Here is a 19,632-nt window from a genome sequence, read left to right as displayed (position 1 = left end):
CACGCGATTTTCGCCTTTGGGATTGAATTCTTGTCTTATCTTACATTGGTTGTGTTGTCTTTTCTTGTGTCAGGCATTTCAGTACTGTTTTTCTTGGGCGTTTTGTCTGTCTGGTTGTGTTGTTTTGCTTGTTTTTGTTTGCGTGGGGGCGTTTTTGTGCGTTTGTGTCTGCTTGTCTTGTTTTTTGTGTTTGGCTGGATTGTTGTTCGTACTGCGTTTGGGGTTTCTGCTTGTGCTGGCTTGCTGATTGTGCTTGCTTGTGTTGCTTGGCTCGGGGTGTGTCTGATTGTGATTGCGATGTCGTGTGTTTGTGTGGTTGTTGCGGTGTTTGCTTTTTGCTTGGGGTTTTGCTTGTGGTCGTTTGTTTTTCCGTTCGGGGTTTGCGAGAGGACGAAGGATTGCGATGCAATGTCGATGCGGTCAAAACGGTGAGCGCGCATGCCCCCGCGCAAGGTGTGTCGGAAAACATGCGCGAAGGCACGAGCGTGCAAGTGGCACGGCGGACGGCGGGCGTGCGCGGATGGCGCACACCGGGTATGATGGTGCATGACATCAACCGTTTGCTTGTTGAAAGGATTGGATCATGTCTTGGTTTTCGAATGAACCGGCTGCCGGTGTTTCGGATGCGGTGCGTCATGACGAGACGGTGGATGCTGATGGTGTGACGAAGGTGGAGGGCGACACTCGTTTCCCTGCGTTGAACGTCGTGCCGGATGCGGTGGATGAGCGTGCTGTGAAGAAGGCGGGCGGCGAGCCGAAGGTGAAGCAGGGGCGTGCGCCGAACAAGCGTCGTTCCGATCGTCCGACTGTTCCGGCTGCGGCTGTGCGGAGTCTGCTTGGCGTGGTGGATGCTTTGCGTGACGGTTATCTGCCTGTTGCGAAGCTTGTCGCTGAGTCGGGGTCGAATGATGAGATGGCTGTGGCGGCGGTGTTGACGGAGGTGAAGCCGCGTCGTCGCATGCAGCAGTTTGTGCAGCTTGTGGAGCGTTTTGATTCGGATGCGCCTGAGGATCGTTTGATTGACATGGCGTTGGCGATGCAGGGTGATGCGGGTTTGGCGCGTCGTTTGTTTGCGCTTGTGGAGGCTTCGCGTGGTGAGGGGGCGTTGGGCCGTCCGGCTGGTGCGGGTCATGAGCGTGATGATGCGAAGCGTGTTGCTGCGGAGTGGGATGCGGTGAGCGTGAATGGTTTGAAGGCGCTCGTGTACTAGTGGTGTGCGAGTGAACCGAAACGAGTGAGGGGTCCCGCCGTTCTTCAACCGGACGGCGGGACCCCTCACTCGTTGTCAAGCGTATGGATCGGTCAGGCGATGCGCAGCACGCTGCCGGGCGCGTCGATGCCCGTGTCGGTGCGCGCTGCGTCGAAACCATGGTCACGCTCGTACCTGTACTCCCAGCCGTTGCCGAGCGCGTTCAACTGTCGCGCGGCCGCCTCATAGTAACGGGATTGCGTGCGGCGCAAACTGTCCTGCGGAAGAAGCTCCCACAATGTCGATTCGGGAATGTGAAGCCGCTGACCTTCGGGCGTGTACAGGCAGCAGATGACGTACAGGTCGAGTGCGAAACCGGCTTGGGGGAGATGGTCGAAGCTGATGCGGTGCGGCGTGTAGTCGGTGATGAGACGCATGTAGTCTTCGCTGACGCGCATCCACCGTTGGCTGAGGGGCAGGTCGTGCATTTCGATGTTTTCCGCGACGCGGATCTCACCGTCGTAGACGGGCCATGGTTCGAGCAGGTAGGATTCGAGGAGCTGGTCGACGGATGAGCGGCTGTGTCCGCCGTTGACGACGTTGGTGAGTCGCGCGTAGCGTTGGAAGTCTCCGTTGAAGTGGAGTGTGCGTGTGCTGGCGTCCCAGCATGGCGAGTTATCGAGGATGAGCGTGTCGATGATCATGCTCATGAGGCGGACGGTTTTCCCGACGAATGCGCGTGGCCCGCTGTCGGGCATGACTTTGTAGGGTGCGAACAGTGGGTAGGTGGGGACTGTGATCCAACCGAGGGTGGGTTGGGGTTTCATGATGCTGGTCATGGTGTTTTCCTTCCGGGTGTTTTCTTGTTTTTTGTGTTTTTGTGTTGTGTGTGTGTCGTTGTGTTGTCTTGTCGTTGATTCTATTGGGCGTTCCGAGGGTTTGCAATGCGGGTGTGTCGCCCTTGCGATGGGTATTTTGGATGTCCCGTGTTGTGTTGGTAGAATGTGTCGTGTCGTCGAAAAACCTGCCGGGGGGTGGTTCGACGTGTAGTGCGATCCCGGTTGCAGTTGGAAGGACTGATGGTTATGGCTGCTGATTCGATTGTCGTGACGGGTCATGTGACCGCTGACGTTGAGGTGAAGAAGACACGGAAGGGGAAGAGTTTCGTGCGTTTCTGCGTGGCGAACACGCCGCGTCGTTTTGACGAGGCGCAGCATCAGTGGGTGGATGCCGGGGATACGGTGTTCATGGATTGTGTTGCGTGGGATGTTCTTGCGGAGTGCCTGCCGTCTCGCATTCGCAAGGGGTCGCGTGTCATTGTGGTGGGCATGCTGAAGTCTTCCTCGTGGGAGGGTGATGATGGTGGTAAGCGTCATCGTCTGGAGGTGCGTGCGAATGATGTCGCTGTGAGTGTGCGTGATGGTGTGAAGCGTGCTGCTGGTGCCGCGGGTCGGGGCGTGTTGGGGGATGAGTGGGCGCGTGACTCTGAGTTCTAGTTTTGTTGTTTCGCATGCCGGTATGGCGTATGGAGTGTTCTTATGATCCGGACTGTTTTGATTGTGTGCGGCGTGTTGTTCTTCGTAAGCGTGCTCATGTGCGTGTGGGGGTTGATGCGTATCAGTTCGATGGTGGACAGGATGGAGGAGTCGCAGAGGGAGCGTGATGCTGTGAGTGGATCGTGTGACGGTGATGGGGTTGCGCGAAACACCTGCAATGAGTAATATGGGCGGTGCGACCCTCGGGTAGCGTTTGGCCATTACCGAAATCCCGTTCCATCGGATCAGATTCTTAAGTCCGATGGGATGGGATTTTTCTGTGCTCCTGTGCTCTTGTGCTCTGTTCGGCGTGGCGCACGCGCGCATGATAGCGTGAACGGTGTCATGGAACGTTCCCACGTGCGGAGGTGAAGCGGATGGTTGGGACGAGGGTGATCACCGTCGCTTGTGCGAAAGGCGGTACGGCGAAGACGACGACGAGCATGATGCTTGCATGCTGTCTGTGCCGTCGCGGCTTGCGGGCGGTCGTGTTGGATGCTGACAATACGGGTGGTGCGACGAAATGGGCTGACGCGGTGGATGACATGCGTGTGGATGATCCGCATGCGCCCATGCTGCCGTTCGACGTGGTGCCGGTGAACCAAGCGGTGTTGGACAGGCGCCGGTTGGAGACACGATGGTCGGGCATGTGGATTGTGATTGATACGCCGCCGTCCGATACGGGCATGATTCAGAAGGCGATGGATGTCGCGGACGTGGTGGTGATTCCCACGCAGCCGGGTGAAGCGGACCTGCGGTTGGCGGGGGAGACGTATGCGGCGTGCCGTCATGGCGTGGTGTTGCTCACACGGGTGAAAGCGAACACGAGGAGTTTGCGGCGTGCGGTGGATGATTTGGATTCCGCGCATGTCACGCGGTTTGACACGATGGTCCCAGAACGTGAGTCGATTCGTGGCGCTTACGGTCGTGTGCGTGTGGATGCCTGGTATGCGGGTGTCGCGGGTGAGCTTGTTGATTTCGTGAATGGTTTGGAGGCACGGTGATGGTGAGGAATGCTTTTTTGGATGGTGCGGATGGTCGTGGTGTGAGGCGGCTTCCCGAGACGCCAACAGTGGACACGGTGGAGCCTGCTGTTGATAATAATGAGGGTCGTGCGTTGCGTGACGCGCACGGGGAGGAGTACAAGGCATACAGGCATAAGTTCTCGTGCCGCTTGTCGGATGAGGATTTCCTGTTGTTGCGTCGGCTGCGGTTTGAACTGGATGTGGATTCCACGACGTTGATGCATGAGATGATTCGCGTGTGTGTGCGTGAGAAGGGCGTGGACTGGTCGCAATTCCGTGGACCGTTGGCCGAAGAGTAGCGACGCGGGCGTGCCGTCAGGCCTGTTTCCCGAGTACGCTGGGAATCGTATGGTTCCGAGCGTAGGAAGGAGAAAGCATGTTCGGCAAACGTGATTCCGACATTGATCCGTTCGGCGCGGGCGCAAACCCTGACAGCGTGGAATGGGATGCGATACGGCAGGCGAGGAAAGCGCATCACGTCATGGGCGTGAAGATCCTCATGCTCCTCGTCGTGTTCATGAGCGTCCTGTCGATGGGCGTCGCATGGAAGTCGAGTCGCATGGCGTCGGACACGTTGAACGCGGTGAGCCAACGCATGTCGCAATCGCAATCGGACAGTCCGGGACGTGAGACAGCGTTGGACGCAGTGTACTCGTGGCTGTCGGGCAGCGGGTCGCCCGCGCCTGACGGGTATGCGAACCTCCAGTGGGCTGGCGTGCGCAATGTTGGTGCGGGCAAGGATGGTGGCGTGGAGTATGTGCATGATTTCACGTTCACCGGCTTGTCGGATGGGAGGACGCGCCGCTGCTCGCAGTTGGTGAGTGTCGCGGATGGTGTGGCGGATGCTGTGGGGTCGCCTAGCTTGTTTGCGATGCCTGTGGGTTCGTCGGGAGCGTCGGGGTCGGGTGCGCCTGACGGTTATCGGAGCGTGGGCGGTGGTTCGAACATCGAGGATGCGGTGGATGCGTGGGCGAAAGCGTGGATCGGTGGTGATTCAAAAGCTTTGACGGTGCTTGTGGGGGATCCGGATTCTTCGCACGCGTTCATGCCTGCCGGTTTTGGTGTGTTTGAGAGCGCGTCGGTGGATTGGAGTGTGTGGTGTGACTCGCAGGGAAATGTGTCGGATGCTGACAGTGGATGGAGTGCTGTTGGTGTGACGGTGCGTTTCACTCCGAATCGTGTCAGGCAGTCGGATGCGAGTGGGGTGGTGGGTGAGTCGTCTACGAGTGTGACTGTGCTGGTGCGTGACCCGTCTTCCGGTTCGGCGCGTGTGGTTGATTGGGGTGCGTTGGGTGTTGTGAAGGGTTTGCGTGAGTTTGGTGAGGCGTTGGATGCGGGTGTCGTGTCGGATGCTGGGTCACCGTCCGCTTCCGTGTCCGTGTCTGATTCGAACGTGGAGTGAGGAAAGGGGGTGTGTTTTGGCTGGGAAACAGGATGTTGATAAACGGCGTGACCGTGCGGGGTTGAGCATGGGTGAATGGCTGGGTGAGAATGGTACGCTGATTGGTTTTCTGATTGGCGTGGGTTTTCTCGTCGCGATGCTTGTCGCAATAGTGCAGATGATTCTCGCCTGAAAAAGAAAGAGGACGGCAGCGTGTGTGAAGGGGGTGGGCTGCCGTCCTATGGGTGAACCGGGGCACGGGGGTTGTGAAGGGTGGTGCGTGTCCCGGTGTTTTCGAGTATACGCGTTTGAATGTTGACACGCCCGGTGGTCTGCTTGTCAAATACCATGTGTGGGTGTGCTGATGTAACCCACGGCGGTAGTGTCGTACGATGAGGTCAACAACCGATCGTAGGAGAGGTTGACTTCCTCACCGTCCTGAAGGGCGGTGTACCCTCACACCAAAGGGTGTAGGGTGAGGAGCGGGTCGTAGGAAAGGGAGCAGTATGGCTGGCAGGGGACACGACAACGGGAACGCGTGGCAGGTCGTCATGGGAGTTGTATGCATCGTATGCGCGCTGGTGGCGATCGCGGGCAGCGGCGCGGGGCAGGACGCATTGTCTGTTCTTGGGGTGCGTGGCGCGAGCATTCCCGGCATGCGTGCGGGCGTGGAGGCGAGCAGCAGTCCGTCGGGTTTGCCTGAGGCGACCGCTCCCATGGAGGCGAGTGGCAGTCCGACTCCATTGTGGGGTGATGCCAGCCCGTTAGCCGGCATGCCGTCGGTGTCATCGCAGGCAACGCAAACGGATGGGCAAACGCAAGCGTCGCAACCATCACAATCACAAGCCACCACCAGCGACAGTCTGCCTGTGGCAAGCCGGGCGTCCATCAGCATGAGCGAAGCGCTCCAACAAGCGCAGAACATCCGCGTCCAACAACCCCACGTGCAAGACTATGATCGCGGTAGCATGTTCGGCGGATGGGCGAAGACCCACAACCAGTGCGGTGACGGGGGGAACACACGCGACCTCATCCTCGCCCGTGACCTGACCGATGTCACATGGACGAAAACCGGTTGCCACGTGCAATCCGGCACACTCCACGACCCATACACAGGACAGCGCATCAGCTTCCACCGGGGAAAGCAAAGCAGCATGAGCGTGCAAATCGACCACGTGGTCGCGCTACAGGACGCATGGGCGAGCGGCGCATGGCAGTGGACGCAAGCAAAACGAGTCGAATACGCGAACAGTCCCGACGTGCTCCTGGCGGTGGACGGTCCCGCGAACGAAGCGAAAGGCAGTGGCATCGCGTCGCTTGCCGGGGGGAAGGCGAACGCGAACCGGCAGGCGTGGGGTGGTGAAGTCTGGATGCCAGGAAACACGGCATACAAGTGCGATTACATGGCGAAACGCGTATGGATTAAAAACCAGTACGGGTTGAGCATGACACAAGCGGAGAAAACACAAACCGTCAGCACGCTCACAGCATGCTTGACACAAAAACAAGCACAGTGATTGTGAACCTCCTCGCCTGTAAGGGCGAGGAGGTTCACTCATCTCATCGGCTTGGACGAAGCCGGGCACGCCGAAACGGAGTCAGACACCCAACCCGCCTATCGCGGGAAGGATGCTTCCACCTTGACGTGCGAAACCTCAACACGATAACATCGTGTTGGAATCCCGGCGTGTGAACACCGGGAGGACGTCAAAGGACGCAACACCTGCGGCGGCAGGTCAATCCGCTGTGAACGTGGGACCACGTAAAGCCAAGGAGCAAAATGAAAAAGCATGAGTTCACGCTGGGAGAGCTGTACTGCGGGCCGGGAGGGTTGGCCTGCGGCGCATTGGATTCCACAAGCCAGGACGGCGCACTGTCCGTCCGACACGGGTGGGCGAGCGACTACGACCATGACACGTGCCTGACATACCGGCGGAACATCTGCCCCGGAGACCCCGGTTCGGTGCATGAGACGGACGTCCGGGACCTCGACATCGATTCCCTGGGGGAAATCGACGCCTTCGCATACGGATTCCCATGCAACAGCTTCTCCAACGTCGGCGAACACCAGGGCATCGCGAACGAAAAGTTCGGACAACTCTACTGGTTCGGCATCGAGGTGCTGCGCCGCTACAAGCCCGAGTGGTTCATCGCCGAGAACGTGTCGGGGATACGCTCGGCCGGCACGAACGACTTCCAGACGATCCTCACCGATATGACCGAATCCGGGTACACGCTCACGCCGCACCTGTACCGGGCGGAGGAATACGGCGTGCCGCAGACCCGCCACAGGGTCATCATCGTGGGAATCAGGAGCGACCTGCCGGTCGAGTTCCACGTCCCCAGCCCCGAACCCTACAAGGACACGGACATTTCCGCGCGCACCGCCTTGGCAGGCATCCCCGAGGACGCGGCGAACAACGACGTGAGGCAACTGTCCGCGAAGGTCGTCGAACGTCTCAGGCACATCCGGCCGGGACAGAACGTCTGGCAGGCGGAGGCGGCCGGGGAGATGCCGTCCGAGCTGTGTATCAAGACGAAAACCAGGATCTCGCAGATCTACCGGAAGCTGGATCCGGACAAACCGTCCTACACGATGACCGCGGCGGGCGGCGGCGGCACATTCGGCTACCACTGGGACAACAGGGAACTCACCAACAGGGAACGCGCCCGCATCCAGACATTCCCCGACACCTACGTATTCGAAGGCAAATACGCCTCGGTACGCCGCCAGATAGGCATGGCCGTCCCTTGCCAACTGGCCAAAGTCGTCACAACGGCCGTACTGAACTCCTTCGCCGGCATACCATACCCGTATGCCCGGCCAAGTCTCAAAGGCTGAGACCAGGCAGGAGAGAGGCACGACCCCAAACGAATGAGACAAGAGAGGAGCACGCCATGCCAAGACGATGCAACTACTGGTGGGTCACCCGTCCCAAGAGGAAGCTCAACAGCATCCCCGAGGTACTCTCCGTATTCGCCGCCGTCAGCCTCGAGAACCAATGGAACGGCGACCGGACGCTCCACATCCGATTCGAAGAGGAACTGGAGAAGGCCAAGCTGAAAAGCGTGGGCCGGAGACGCGACGCCTCCGGCTCCGGCGGACGCACCTACGCCGCATGGTTGCGATCCCTGGGTCTGTATTTCACCGACCCTGTCGGCAAAGTGTACCTGACGTTGGCCGGGCAAGCCATCGTCGACGGCAAACCGCCCGTCGACGTCCTGACCCGGCAGGTTCTGGAATACCAGTTCCCGTCCGCCTTTTCCCTCTCCGTCGGCGTCGACAGGCGATTCAGGATCAAGCCCTTCCGCTTCCTCCTGCGCCTGCTCATGGACGACAGGCTCAGCATGGGGGAGGGGCAGCCGCCAAGCCTCGGTCAGGACGAGGTGGGGAAGATCGTATGCACCGAGGCTGAATCGGAAAAGGACTACGAGCGCATGGTCGGACGCCTCCTGCGGTACCGCGAGGAAGGCGATGCCGCGCTGTCCGGCACGTTCTTCGAGGAATACCTCGGCCAGAGGGTCATCGACCTTCGCGATCCGTATGAGAAACTGCGGGAAATCGCCAACACCATGTTCAACTGGCTCGAATACACCCAGCTGATCGCCCGCGACAAAGACCGCATGTTCATTCCCGACGAAAAGAAGGCACGGGTCCGGCGGATACTCGACACGCCATCGCACTTGGTGGCGCGGCCGGAAGACGAGGAGACGTTCCAACGCCGTTATGGCCTGGACCCATGGCACATGAAGGACACGCGCAACCTCATCGCCACCGGTTCCGTGTCCAGCCGCGCCATCGACGTGCAACGCATACGGGCCGCCTTCATCCAGAAAGCGTCCAAGCACCCCGTCAGCCAGATTACGACAGATCTGGTGGATGCGATCGCGAGAGACACGGGAGCCGACAGGCGGCTCGTCGAGGACACCCTCATGACAACGTATCCGCACGGGGCGATCGGCGGATTCCTGGCCAACTACTACGAGATGGCGTTCAAAGGTACCGACAAGGCCACTGACTTCGAAAAAGCCACAACCGACCTCATGCGCGACGTTTTCCACTACGACGCCACCCACCTCGGGCAGACCGGCAGCAAATCCGCGCCCGACATCCTCCTCATATCCGACGACGAGGGCTACCAGGCCATCATCGACAACAAGGCATACTCGCGGTACAGCATCACGGGCGACCATCACAACAGGATGGTCCACAACTACATCGGGAAGCTCGACACCTACAGCTCCAGCGCCTATCCACTCGCGTTCTTCGCCTACGTCGCCGGCGGCTTCGCCCCCAGCATCGACAAGCAGCTACGCGCCGAAGTCAACGAAGGCGGCGTCCACGGCAGCGGCATCACCGTCAGCGTCTTCATCGACATGATCAAGAAATCCGAGCAGACCGCGTATACCCATGCGAGGCTTCGCGACATTTTCAGCCTTGACCGCCAGATCACGCTGGAGGACATAGAACCATAGTGCATCCACCACATGATGCGGAATCAAGGCGACCCGAACAAACGAGACACGCTATTTGTCCTATGAGCCTTTTCTTTTGTTGACCTTGACCGAATTGGCAACGCAAGCCCCGTCTTTCAAGACTGGGGTGAGCCGCCAATCCGGTCAATCACCCGCATCATCCAACGCCAAACGCGCCAAACGCCTATCCTTACGCACCAACAAAGCCTGACGCACCACCCCATCCGGCACAAGCATCGGATCACGCACATTGCATCCACGCATCCACGAGCGAACAACCGCACACACACTCGCATCCACACCCTCAAAACCCCGGGCAGCCAACGCCTCACGAATACCCGCATCAGCCTTCAACACGCGAATCATCCGACTCGCAGACTCACGGCTCACATGCCTGAGTTTCCCTTGCCGTGACCCTTGTTTCCTCCACGCGCTCCCACTCCTGTAATACAAGCCGACAAAACGATCAAACTCACGGTCACTCCAATTCCGCGTGAGAAACAGCAAATACCGTGCCTGCGCTTCAGTGCACAAGCCCTTCAACGGTCTACACGCATAACGACGAGCCATCGACGCCTCCCAGAAAAACGCTGTGAACGGTTCAAGCAACCCAAAAACAACCTGCATCCATTCTAATTTCCCACGGCGCGTCATGTCAAAACGCTCAAACGCGGCTGTTAAAAAAATCGGGTTGCCGTGCAAAGCACAAGCAGACACAACAAAAAATCCTCTCTCCTCAGACGGATCACCAAGATCCTTCCAAGGAGAGAGGAAACAAACTCAATTTCTAACCCTTGCAGCTCCTACCATCGCCAGCTCAATCAAGCTCAAGCTCTCACCGTCGCCAGCTCCTGCCGTTGCTCTGCAGTTGTCTCTGCCTCAGCCGTTGCTCAGCAGTTGTCTCTGCCTCAGCCGTTGTCTCTGCTTTTTAACCTCTGCTTTTGGGAGGGAATGGTTGAGGGAGCCGAGCAGAGCTAACCCTAAGCTGCTGGGGCTTAGGGAATACGAGTGCTTTCGGTCGGTCAGGCCTCGGTCGCTTCGCATCACTAACCAGGTGCGTTACTACACTGGGACGGCGGTATACTCCCCCAACGCCATTTTAGACCACGATGCTGGAATGCCTGCGTCGGCTGCCCGTTTATGCCGCAGACGGTTGGGAAATCTGTTGGAGAAACGCCTCTGACGCGTCTTCCCGATGACTAGTCGGGCCGGTAGTTTTATACACCCCGTTAAACCGGTAAATCAGGGTGTGTCCCCTTGGGGAACGCATTCATCGACGTTGCCCCCCAAGGGTGTTTTGTTCAGTTGTGTTCTGGGTTTGACAATATCACGTGCGGGGGAGTGTTGGCAAGACTGGCAGAGGGAAAGGGGAATCCCCGGCCTCAGACAGTATGAAAACCGCCAGAACAGTAGGAGACAACAGGACGACACGCCCGGAGGGACAGCACACCCCACGTGTATAGAATCAAAACCACAGTCAATCGACAAGAAAGGCAGACAAATGGGCTACGACACATACGAGCGACTGGACGACATCATGCAGCAGCGGTACGGCGTGGGTTTCAACCCCGACACCGAGGAGGACCTCATGCGTTTCTTCACGCGGCTCGCCGATCAGTTCGGTGAGGATGAGCTGCTCACCGCATGGGGCATGGCGTGCGCACAGTACGCCGATCCCATCGCGGCTTTCAGCAAGTTGAAGGGCATCCTGCTCAACCGCCGCCGTTTCACATCCTTCATCGACAGTTGATTATGCGTCATGCCTTGCACGTTGAGGTCTTCGATGCTGATGGACGGGTAGGTGGCCGCGAGCCATGCGGTGAGCTTGCCGACACGGTCGGCGCCGCATCCGGATTCTTGACACGACGACGCCATGTGGATAACATGAAGCCATAAATGGATTGGGGAGTCCCGGTCGGCGGCCGGTGCGAAAGGCCTGGGTACCTTCGCACCGGCCGCTTCTTTTCACATGTTGGCAATCCGTCTACCGGCGGGACGCAAGCACACGTTGGAAATCCAACACCACCTGCACCGTCACATCCAGCTCGCACGCCATCGGAAACACCTTGCCGCCCGTCGACGCCTCCGCACTCGCATACGCAGCCTCATCCACCAGCAGGCAAGCCGCCTCCCGCCTCGCGCGCGCCTCCTCACGGCACACCACGCCCGGCGAACACCCACGATCACCATAAGACCAATGCACAAGCTCATGCACCAGAGCGCACCGTTTCTGCCAGTCGCGCATGCCCGAATCCACCAGCACAAGCCCTGACGTTTCGTCGTACAAGCCGCACACACCGTCAGGCAACCGCACTTCCACGACGCGCACCACGCCGTCGCACGCTTCGAGCATCCGCTCCCAGTCCATCGACCCGTGCACGGGAATGCGTCTCACCGTCCCTCGCCCCCAGACGCTTCCACGTTTTTCAACGGATCGCGGTTCGCGGCGATCGTCAGGTCGCCCGCTTCGAAACGCCGGACGACGGCCTGCGCATCCTCCACATCCGATTTGTGGCGTGCGGCATCCAACCTGCGGGCCACTTCGCCTAGGAGCACGCCGTCGTCCACGCTTGCGAGCACCCCGGCCGACTCCTTGCCGGGGATCAGGTCCTCCCATTCCAAGCCCAAGGCACCTGCGACGGCGAGCACCTCATGCCATAGGGGCGCGCCTTTGTGACAGGCGAGCATGTCTCGCATCCTGCCGTAGGACATGCCAGCGAGGGCGGCGAGCGTGTGCACGGACAGTCCGCTGCGATGCCGTGCGTCATCCAACAGTCGGATGATCCGGGTGTCGTCCTCGTTCCAATGAGTCTCCGTCTTCATGCGTTCATTTTCGTCTTTGTGCGGGGGATGAGTCAAAACGCGACACGCTGGTGTTTGCGCCAGACCATGTGATGGACGTAACCTCACGCATGTCGCATACGCGACCAGCTGGACGCGCGGACGCGACATGTGCGCGACACGCCGCACACGCGGTCCGCAACATGACATAATGACCAAGGCAAGAGAAAACAACCGAAAGGACACAGGCATGGACACCAACACCCATGAGCAGACGAACACCACGAGCAGCGCGAAGCACGACGACACGCGCATCGTCACCCGGCACGGAACAGTCCGCGTCACCGTCCAACCCATCACGGACGGCGACTAGCATGCCGCCGACCCTCGAACGCCAGCCCGACGGCACGTTCGCCATCCGCATGGACGGCATCACATGGCGTGGATTGGACGCGCTCGGCGCATACGGTGTGCTCACCGGCCTGCAGGCGAACGGGCGCACCATCCGTCCCGGACAGGCGGAAAGCCTCCTCGACACCGTGCGCGCACGTTGAAACACCCTACGCGGGGTGTGCCGTAGACTATACTGGAATCAGAATCGCATACAGTCAACACGCCCCCACGGGGGCCTGTCATCGGAGGGAGTCGCGGAGTGCAGGAAGCCACGCAGGAAGCCATTCGGAAAACCATCGCAGCGGCATTGGCGGCGGTCGGCGTGAGCGTCGGCACGGGCATGCTCCTCACGGGCGTCGCGTCCGCGCAGCAACCGCAGGGGCAGGAGGCTGGGACGCCCGCGGCTTCCCAATCCGAGTCACCATCGGATCAGCCGTCCGCCGAGCCATCCGCATCATCGTCCGAAACCGCCACGCCAACCGACCAGTCATCCACCCAGCCTTCGGACGAGCCGACCGACGAGCCGGCCATCACATGGCAAGCCGACATCGACAGCACCCCCATCCCCCTCACCGCGCTCACCGACGGCGTCCTCACCGCGACACACAACACCCAGACCCCGCCGCCCGACAGCATCACCGCCACAAGCAACGACGGCACCAGCATCACCCTCACCAAACCCACTCAATACGACACGCGCGACGACACCGGCACACCCGGCACCGTCCGCCACACCAGCACACTCGACTACACCGCGGACGCAAACGGCACACAGCCAGCCATCCGCATCACCATCAACGCCGAATGGACCATCGGCACACCCCTCACCGTGACAAGCAGTGACGGGCACGCCAACGGTTTCACCAGCACCGGCCCCGACACCGCCGAAACCACCATCACCCTCACGGACCCCACCACCAAAACCATCACACTGAGCGACGGCACCACACTGCCCGTCGAATGGCAGGACACGCCCACCCTCACACCCAACCCCGATGGCAACGGTCTCACCATCACCCACACGGGCACAGCCACCGGCGACACGTCAAGCGTCGACGGACACCAATGGCGCGTCACCGTCCACACCACCAGCAGCACCCTCCAGACATGGACCGCCCACATCGACGGACACGACACGCGCGCCAACACGCTCGCTGACGGCACACAGACACTCACCACAAGCCTCACCCACCAGCCGCCCGCAACCATCACCATGACAAGCAGCGACGGACACACCCTCACCCTGCCCGGCACAACCACCGGCATGAACCTCACCGGCACAGGCATCCTCGGCGTCACACGCATCCAAGCCACCACCCGGTACACCCTGCCCGCCGACCCTGCGGACGGCACGCCCGGCATCGACATCAGCATCCCATGGACGCAAACCCAAGGCGAGGAAACCCTCCTCAACCTGTCCGACGGCAGCAGCATGAGCCTGACCGGCACCGGGACCGACGAAACCTACACGGCGGAAACCACCACCACCCTCGACGACAGCAACAAACCCGCCATCCAGACCCTCACATTGAGCGACGGCACCAGCATGCCCATCGAATGGCAAGGCACACCGCAAGCCACCACACGCACCGTCACCAACCCCGACGGCAGCACAAGCACCATCACCTACATGACGCTCCAAGGCACCGCCGACACCACTCTCACCAGCCGTGCGCCCGACGGGCAGACCCTCAGCCAGCATGCGCACATCACCATCTGGGCGAGCCGCGCACAAGACACGCACTTCACCCTCCTCAACGTGAAAACCACCAGCCCGCAAGGCGAAACAAGCAGCATCCCCCTACCCTCCGACCATGGGACCAGCATCACCCTCACCCTCCCGCACGCGCAACTCACCAACACGTTCACCCTCGAAACCGAACACGGCGTGGACGCCACCATCAGCCCCATCACGCAGACACTCAACACAGACGGCAGCCGCACCCTCAGCATCACCGCGAACAACACCCCGTGGACCGTCACACTCCGATTCCAAGCAGCCGACATCCAAGCCGACAGTCCCGCACGCCTCACCGGCATCCACGTGCAAGCGGACGGCAGGCACGCCACCGGACCCCTCATCGACAACTGGGACCCCAACCGCCTCTCCTACACGCTCACCATCGGGGAAAACCAGCCAAGCCCGTACATCCTCCCCACGTACGACCCGCAGCAGGTGACCGTCACGCCGCTCGGCGTCACCAAGACAGCGGACGCGACCAGCATGGAATGGAAAGTCACGAGCCTGTCCACACAGGAGACACGCACCTACCGTGTGACCGTAATCCGCCAGCATGCATGGAAGACAGCCGTCGAAACGTTCACGCCAGTCGATCCGACAGCCATCACACCCGACACGCAGCCTACGGACAGCAAGGACACCACGTTGGAAAGCGTCGGCTGGACCGCCGTGGACGGCACGTACACGCCCATGCAAGGCGACTCATGGCAGATACCCGAAGGCGGCGTGTTCGCATACAAGGCGAAGACCGGTCAGACAGTCAGCGTCAGCAGCCGCCGCACCACCGGCATGACGTTCGAATACACGCTCACCGTCCTGCCCGAAGACCATTCGCAGCCCGTCGGACAGCATACGGTCACCGTCACGTACATCACCGCGAAAACACACGAAGCTCTCTTGCAGGGGCTGTCGGTGAACGGGCGAACCATCAACGGTTTCGACCCCGGCAAGCATGAGTACACGGTCAGCGTGAACGACACGGACAAGTGGACGCTCGACGCCCTGTACGACAAGACCACGGGAATGACCGTCAGCGTCAGCAAGACAGGGCAGACAGCGACCGTCACCGTGACCAGCGGCGACGGGCTCACCAAGACCGTGTACACGGTGCACGCCGACAAAACCCCCCTGCCCCTGCCCACTGATGGCGTGGGCGGCACGATCGGCATGGGCGGCAGCACGCTCGCCAGCACGGGCAGCATGATCCGCGGCATTCTCATCGGCACGCTCGGCATGCTCGGCATGGGCGTCGGCCTGCATACGGGCGCCCGACGCATGCACGGCATGCGGCACACGGCACGACAGGATTAAGGAGGAGACGGGTTTGAAACACGCAGACACACTATTGCACGGGCAGAGACTGGCCGCGTTCACGATCACGATCGCACTCATCCTGACGAGCATCCTCACAGCAAGTAGCCTGTTCGTGCTCGCACAATCACGGGAAGGTGACGGCATGCCGGTCATCGGCACGCTTCCCGACGGCGAGCAGGGAAGCACGGTCACCATTCGCCCCGCGTTGGACGACGAGACGCTCATCGGACAGACCACATCATTCTGGACGCTTACCGACGGCATGGCGCGCGACAGTCTTGCCGACGTGGGAGTTCCCGCATCCGCTGACCCCGTCGGACAGCTCGCCGGCATGATGAAGACGGCGGACGCGTCCACCGTCATGCGCATCCTGTCCGCCGTGAAGGCCCGGGCGACTGACGGCACGCATGATCCCGTGGGCGTGTTCAAGGGCGAAGGGTCGGCGCGCATCATGGACGGCACGTATTTCGCGGCCGGTTCGCAAGGCACGATGACCGTATTCCGGGCGCCCGACACACTGTACATGGCCGGATTGGTGGATACGGGGCATGTGACGGAGCAGAATGCTGTGGAAGAGCAACAGCAGTTGGTCACGCCCGACACCACGGATAATGTGGATAGTGTGACGGCTGGTGATACTAGCGTGAATGCCAAGCCGTCCGATACGACGGCGGACGCAGTGTTTACTCCGGCCGTACTCAGGTCTGCCCCCACGGGCACGGCACGCAATGCCGGATACGATAACAATGATCTCAACAACAGCAAGTTCCAGGTGTACAGCGACTATACCATTAGCAGTGATGGTATGAACTACGGGGACTACTTCCTGTACGGTGCGACGGACAACGGCATGCGCATCGTGTGCATCGACCCGCTGAACAACACGCCAAATAACGGAGCATGGTACTATGCGCGGACGGTCACCGAGGCAGACTCGCTTGGAAGCTCCCAAGAACCGGCCGTCCCGGCCGTCCCTTTGAACGTCGTCATTGATTCCACAAACGGGCGCACCAGGTACACGCGTTTGCAGAACACCCTGTACTGGGGGTACGGCGGCCCCGGGTACACGAATGGCATACAGGTAGCCAAGCAGGGTGGCTCGTCGTACAAGGACGATGGTAAGACGCTCTACAGCGTTGTCAGGAAAGCCTATGGGCTCACGCAGGGAAAGGATGATGAGACGATCCAGCTGCTCGCCCAGTTCTACACGCACTTGTACATATGCGCACTCCTCGGACGCGGCAATATGAACAGCCATGCCTTCCCTAACGGCGTAACGGCGAAGTATCAGGGAACCCCCGAGTACAAAGCGATCATCACTGATTTCCTTGAACCCAAGTCCATTGATGATGCAGGAGGCCAGGCCAAGCACATGGAACTCGTGGAACTCCGGCCCGAAGATCCGAACAACGTCAACCATAACTACGCCAATTGGGGGTACACGAAGTACCCAACGGCCCAGTGGATGATCGGCTTCCGCTGGCACGATTACAACCTCTCCATCACCACGCAAACCTGGGCATCCCCCGTCACATGGGACAGGACCGGCAAGGAATCCGCAAACCCGAACACAGCGGACAAGAACGCTATATATGGTGAGAACCTACCTTGCACCACCAGCGAGGCGTCCGACGGAACATGGTCAAGCAACGACGACTGCTTCCACTTCTACGAATCGGTTCATGATGCCATCACCATCCACAACACGGGCGCGAGCGACAAACCCAATGACCATTGGAACCTCACGGTATGGTTCAACATGCTCACACCGAATGGCAAGGACCCGAAGACTGGCAGAGAAGGCACGCATTACAGCATGGCACTGAACTCGGTAGACTTCAGCGAAATAATCGGCGTCAACCAATCGTATACATTCAATTCAAGCGACGTCAAACCAAGTGAGGTGATAAAGAAAGGCAACACGAACCTACGCGACGATTACGGTCACCCATACAACGAAAACGAGGAAGGGCATTGGCCCAGGAACTCGAAGTTCTGGTTCGATGTGACCCTAGGACCGAAGGAAGGTGCGACCGTCTACGGTAACGCGGAATCGCTGCATGAAGGCGCCAGCCGCGACCCTAAAGAGGGGGTCACGAAGAAGGTCACGCTCAAGGACCCCGTGGAGGCGTTTTCCACTCCCGGTACCCGTCTTGGTTTGAAGACGGAGTTCCGTTCGGATTCCGGCAGGAAGGACAAGGACGGGGAAACGGTCTGGGACAAAGGGAAGGCTCCCGCATTGGGCAAGTCGCAGCCTGTCCTTGACCATCTGCGCATCAACCCGTTGGATAGCGTCCTGTCGGGCGGCCGGCTGGATTGTGAGTTCACGTTGAGATACTCGCCCACGGGTTACGGTCAGGACGTGAAGGCGTCCAAGACGCTGGAGAAGATCGAACCGATCAACGGCACATGGCTGCAGGGCGAGGATCATGAGACGGATTCCCCGCAGTTCACACCCACAGACCTGGGCATGAAAGCGTGGATGCCGGGCTACTACTGGTTCGACGTGACGGTGACGCGTGCGAGTGTCGCAACGGCACCGGGGTTGAAAGCGGACTCGTACTCGCATGAAGGCGCGCAGGACACAACCGAAAAATGGACGATTCAAAGAGTCCCGCCGGAAGGTGCCGCCAAGCCGTCCATCACATCGCAGACGGTCGACGCGAACGGCAAGACCCTCGGCAACACCACGCGCCTTCACGACGGCAAACCCAGCAAGGACAAGGTCACCGTCACCCTCAGGCCCACCACACCCGGCATCACCGTCAGCGGCGTCACCCTCATCGCCCGAGGCGAACTCTGGTGGTCGCCCACTCCAGGTGCGCAAGGCCAGCAACCACCCGTAGGTGCACGCAAGGTCACCGACCTCACACCCCTGCGCGCCACACCAGAGATGCTCGCCGACGGCACCGAGACCCTCACATACGACCCCGCATCCGACCCCAAGGTGAAGGGGCTGGAAGGACTCGGATCCGGCTACTACACGTACGTGTGGAGACTGTCCAAGGCGGACCTTGGCGGGCAGACGGCCACAATTTCATGGCAGGCCGCAGGCCGGACCGTGACCGTCACCAACCCCGCCGATCAGACCGTCCAGGGCTTTCCAATCAGCGGCATCATCCGCGACGGGTGGCAGCCCGCGCGCGAACAAATCCAACAGGACGCGCAATGGACCCTCAGCCTCACCAAGACCACATGCACCGGCGACACCAGCAGCGCATGCACATGGAACACGAAACAACCCATCCAAGGCGCCAAACTCACCCTCACCGAAACCGACGCCAGCTGGAAACCCAAGAAAGGCGGACAAACCATCACCCTCACCACCGGCAAGGACGGCAAGGCGAACACCGGCATCCAGCACATCGGCAGCGGCGAAACCCGCTACTACACGCTCACCGAAACCAGCGTGCCCAAACCCTACGCGAAACCCCGCAACGGCGCATGGCACGTGACCGTCACCCAGACCCCCGGAACCCGGGGCGCGCACATCACCATGCAAGCCACGGGCGACGCACTCCAAAACGGCACGCCCCACGCAGCCAGCGGCACCCTCACCGCGAACACCGCGACAGGCGTGCAAAACCAAGCCGAGGCATGGACGGCGGAAATCGGAAACCTCCGGCCCACGCTCACCATGCCACCCCAGACCGGGTGGACGCATGACGCGGGACGCCTCCTCGCCATCGGCATCATCACCACAATCGTGACGGGCATGGGAATCGCGTTCGCCCTGCACCGCCGCCACACCCATGCGACGAACATGGGACGGCACGAAGCATGAACGCACCATCAGA

The 19,632-nt window shown here is 60.4% G+C and carries 19 protein-coding genes; 14 read left to right on the top strand and 5 right to left on the bottom strand.

Features of this window, described 5'->3' with window-relative positions; translation table 11 throughout:
- Positions 1–40: 40 nt before the first annotated feature.
- Complete coding sequence (locus tag CLV65_RS08810; protein ID WP_144441925.1) at positions 41–553, bottom strand: hypothetical protein; 513 nt, start codon at positions 551–553, stop codon at positions 41–43.
- A gap of 30 nt (positions 554–583) precedes the next feature.
- Here CLV65_RS08810 and CLV65_RS07780 point away from each other — a divergent pair, with 30 nt between their 5' ends.
- Positions 584–1,210: a hypothetical protein gene (locus CLV65_RS07780; protein WP_094691958.1), complete on the top strand. Its 627-nt coding sequence runs from the start codon at positions 584–586 to the stop codon at positions 1,208–1,210.
- A gap of 92 nt (positions 1,211–1,302) precedes the next feature.
- Here the strand turns inward: CLV65_RS07780 and CLV65_RS07775 are convergent, their stop codons facing one another.
- Positions 1,303–2,028, bottom strand: a complete 726-nt coding sequence (locus CLV65_RS07775) for a hypothetical protein (protein WP_094691957.1) — start codon at positions 2,026–2,028, stop codon at positions 1,303–1,305.
- Positions 2,029–2,274: 246 nt separating this feature from the next.
- Here CLV65_RS07775 and CLV65_RS07770 point away from each other — a divergent pair, with 246 nt between their 5' ends.
- From CLV65_RS07770 to CLV65_RS07735, 8 genes are all read left to right on the top strand, one after another.
- The gene (locus tag CLV65_RS07770; protein ID WP_157847265.1) at positions 2,275–2,685 is read left to right on the top strand and encodes a single-stranded DNA-binding protein; all 411 of its coding nucleotides are present in this window, start codon (positions 2,275–2,277) and stop codon (positions 2,683–2,685) included.
- A 416-nt stretch (positions 2,686–3,101) separates the two neighbouring features.
- Complete coding sequence (locus CLV65_RS07760; RefSeq protein ID WP_094691954.1) at positions 3,102–3,728, top strand: ParA family protein; 627 nt, start codon at positions 3,102–3,104, stop codon at positions 3,726–3,728.
- A complete protein-coding gene (locus CLV65_RS07755; RefSeq protein ID WP_094691953.1) occupies positions 3,728–4,048 on the top strand; it encodes a hypothetical protein in 321 nt (106 codons plus the stop codon). The genes CLV65_RS07760 and CLV65_RS07755 overlap by 1 nt, the downstream gene beginning before the upstream one ends.
- Before the next feature lie 77 nt (positions 4,049–4,125).
- Entirely contained in the window at positions 4,126–5,151 is a 1,026-nt protein-coding gene (locus tag CLV65_RS07750) for a hypothetical protein (protein WP_094691952.1), read from the top strand.
- A gap of 16 nt (positions 5,152–5,167) precedes the next feature.
- Positions 5,168–5,323 carry a hypothetical protein gene (locus CLV65_RS08805; RefSeq protein ID WP_157847264.1) on the top strand — a complete coding sequence of 52 codons (156 nt, stop codon included), beginning with the start codon at positions 5,168–5,170 and terminating at the stop codon, positions 5,321–5,323.
- Positions 5,324–5,636: 313 nt separating this feature from the next.
- Positions 5,637–6,647, top strand: coding sequence for an HNH endonuclease family protein (locus CLV65_RS07745; RefSeq protein WP_094691951.1), 1,011 nt, complete (start codon positions 5,637–5,639; stop codon positions 6,645–6,647).
- Between the two features lie 263 nt (positions 6,648–6,910).
- Complete coding sequence (locus CLV65_RS07740; protein WP_094691950.1) at positions 6,911–7,972, top strand: DNA cytosine methyltransferase; 1,062 nt, start codon at positions 6,911–6,913, stop codon at positions 7,970–7,972.
- 56 nt (positions 7,973–8,028) lie between these two features.
- Entirely contained in the window at positions 8,029–9,606 is a 1,578-nt protein-coding gene (locus CLV65_RS07735) for a PDDEXK family nuclease (RefSeq protein ID WP_094691949.1), read from the top strand.
- Positions 9,607–9,750: 144 nt separating this feature from the next.
- On the opposite strand, the gene CLV65_RS07730 is transcribed toward CLV65_RS07735, so the two are convergent.
- Positions 9,751–10,323 (bottom strand): hypothetical protein, encoded by a 573-nt coding sequence (locus tag CLV65_RS07730; RefSeq protein ID WP_144441924.1) that lies wholly within the window; start codon positions 10,321–10,323, stop codon positions 9,751–9,753.
- A gap of 784 nt (positions 10,324–11,107) precedes the next feature.
- On the opposite strand from CLV65_RS07730, the gene CLV65_RS08800 reads away from it, so the two are divergent.
- Entirely contained in the window at positions 11,108–11,356 is a 249-nt protein-coding gene (locus tag CLV65_RS08800; protein ID WP_157847263.1) for a hypothetical protein, read from the top strand.
- A gap of 234 nt (positions 11,357–11,590) precedes the next feature.
- Here CLV65_RS08800 and CLV65_RS07720 read toward each other — a convergent pair whose 3' ends face one another.
- A complete protein-coding gene (locus CLV65_RS07720; RefSeq protein ID WP_144441923.1) occupies positions 11,591–12,001 on the bottom strand; it encodes a hypothetical protein in 411 nt (136 codons plus the stop codon).
- Positions 11,998–12,429: a hypothetical protein gene (locus tag CLV65_RS07715; RefSeq protein ID WP_094691945.1), complete on the bottom strand. Its 432-nt coding sequence runs from the start codon at positions 12,427–12,429 to the stop codon at positions 11,998–12,000. Before CLV65_RS07715 ends, CLV65_RS07720 begins: the two co-directional genes overlap by 4 nt.
- A 208-nt stretch (positions 12,430–12,637) precedes the next feature.
- Here CLV65_RS07715 and CLV65_RS09130 point away from each other — a divergent pair, with 208 nt between their 5' ends.
- The 4 genes from CLV65_RS09130 (at position 12,638) to CLV65_RS07700 (ending at position 19,619) form a co-directional block, all read left to right on the top strand.
- Positions 12,638–12,760: a hypothetical protein gene (locus CLV65_RS09130; RefSeq protein ID WP_275542130.1), complete on the top strand. Its 123-nt coding sequence runs from the start codon at positions 12,638–12,640 to the stop codon at positions 12,758–12,760.
- Position 12,761: 1 nt separating this feature from the next.
- Positions 12,762–12,941 carry a hypothetical protein gene (locus CLV65_RS07710; protein ID WP_094691944.1) on the top strand — a complete coding sequence of 60 codons (180 nt, stop codon included), beginning with the start codon at positions 12,762–12,764 and terminating at the stop codon, positions 12,939–12,941.
- Positions 12,942–13,039: 98 nt separating this feature from the next.
- Positions 13,040–15,832: a cadherin-like beta sandwich domain-containing protein gene (locus CLV65_RS07705; protein ID WP_100346295.1), complete on the top strand. Its 2,793-nt coding sequence runs from the start codon at positions 13,040–13,042 to the stop codon at positions 15,830–15,832.
- 13 nt (positions 15,833–15,845) lie between these two features.
- Complete coding sequence (locus CLV65_RS07700; RefSeq protein ID WP_144441940.1) at positions 15,846–19,619, top strand: prealbumin-like fold domain-containing protein; 3,774 nt, start codon at positions 15,846–15,848, stop codon at positions 19,617–19,619.
- Positions 19,620–19,632: the final 13 nt, after the last annotated feature.

It is taken from the genome of Pseudoscardovia suis, from assembly GCF_002797875.1.
GTDB classification, from domain to species: domain Bacteria; phylum Actinomycetota; class Actinomycetes; order Actinomycetales; family Bifidobacteriaceae; genus Pseudoscardovia; species Pseudoscardovia suis.
The sequence above is the reverse complement of the archived record's forward strand: the minus strand, read 5'-3'. Positions and strand labels throughout refer to the sequence as shown.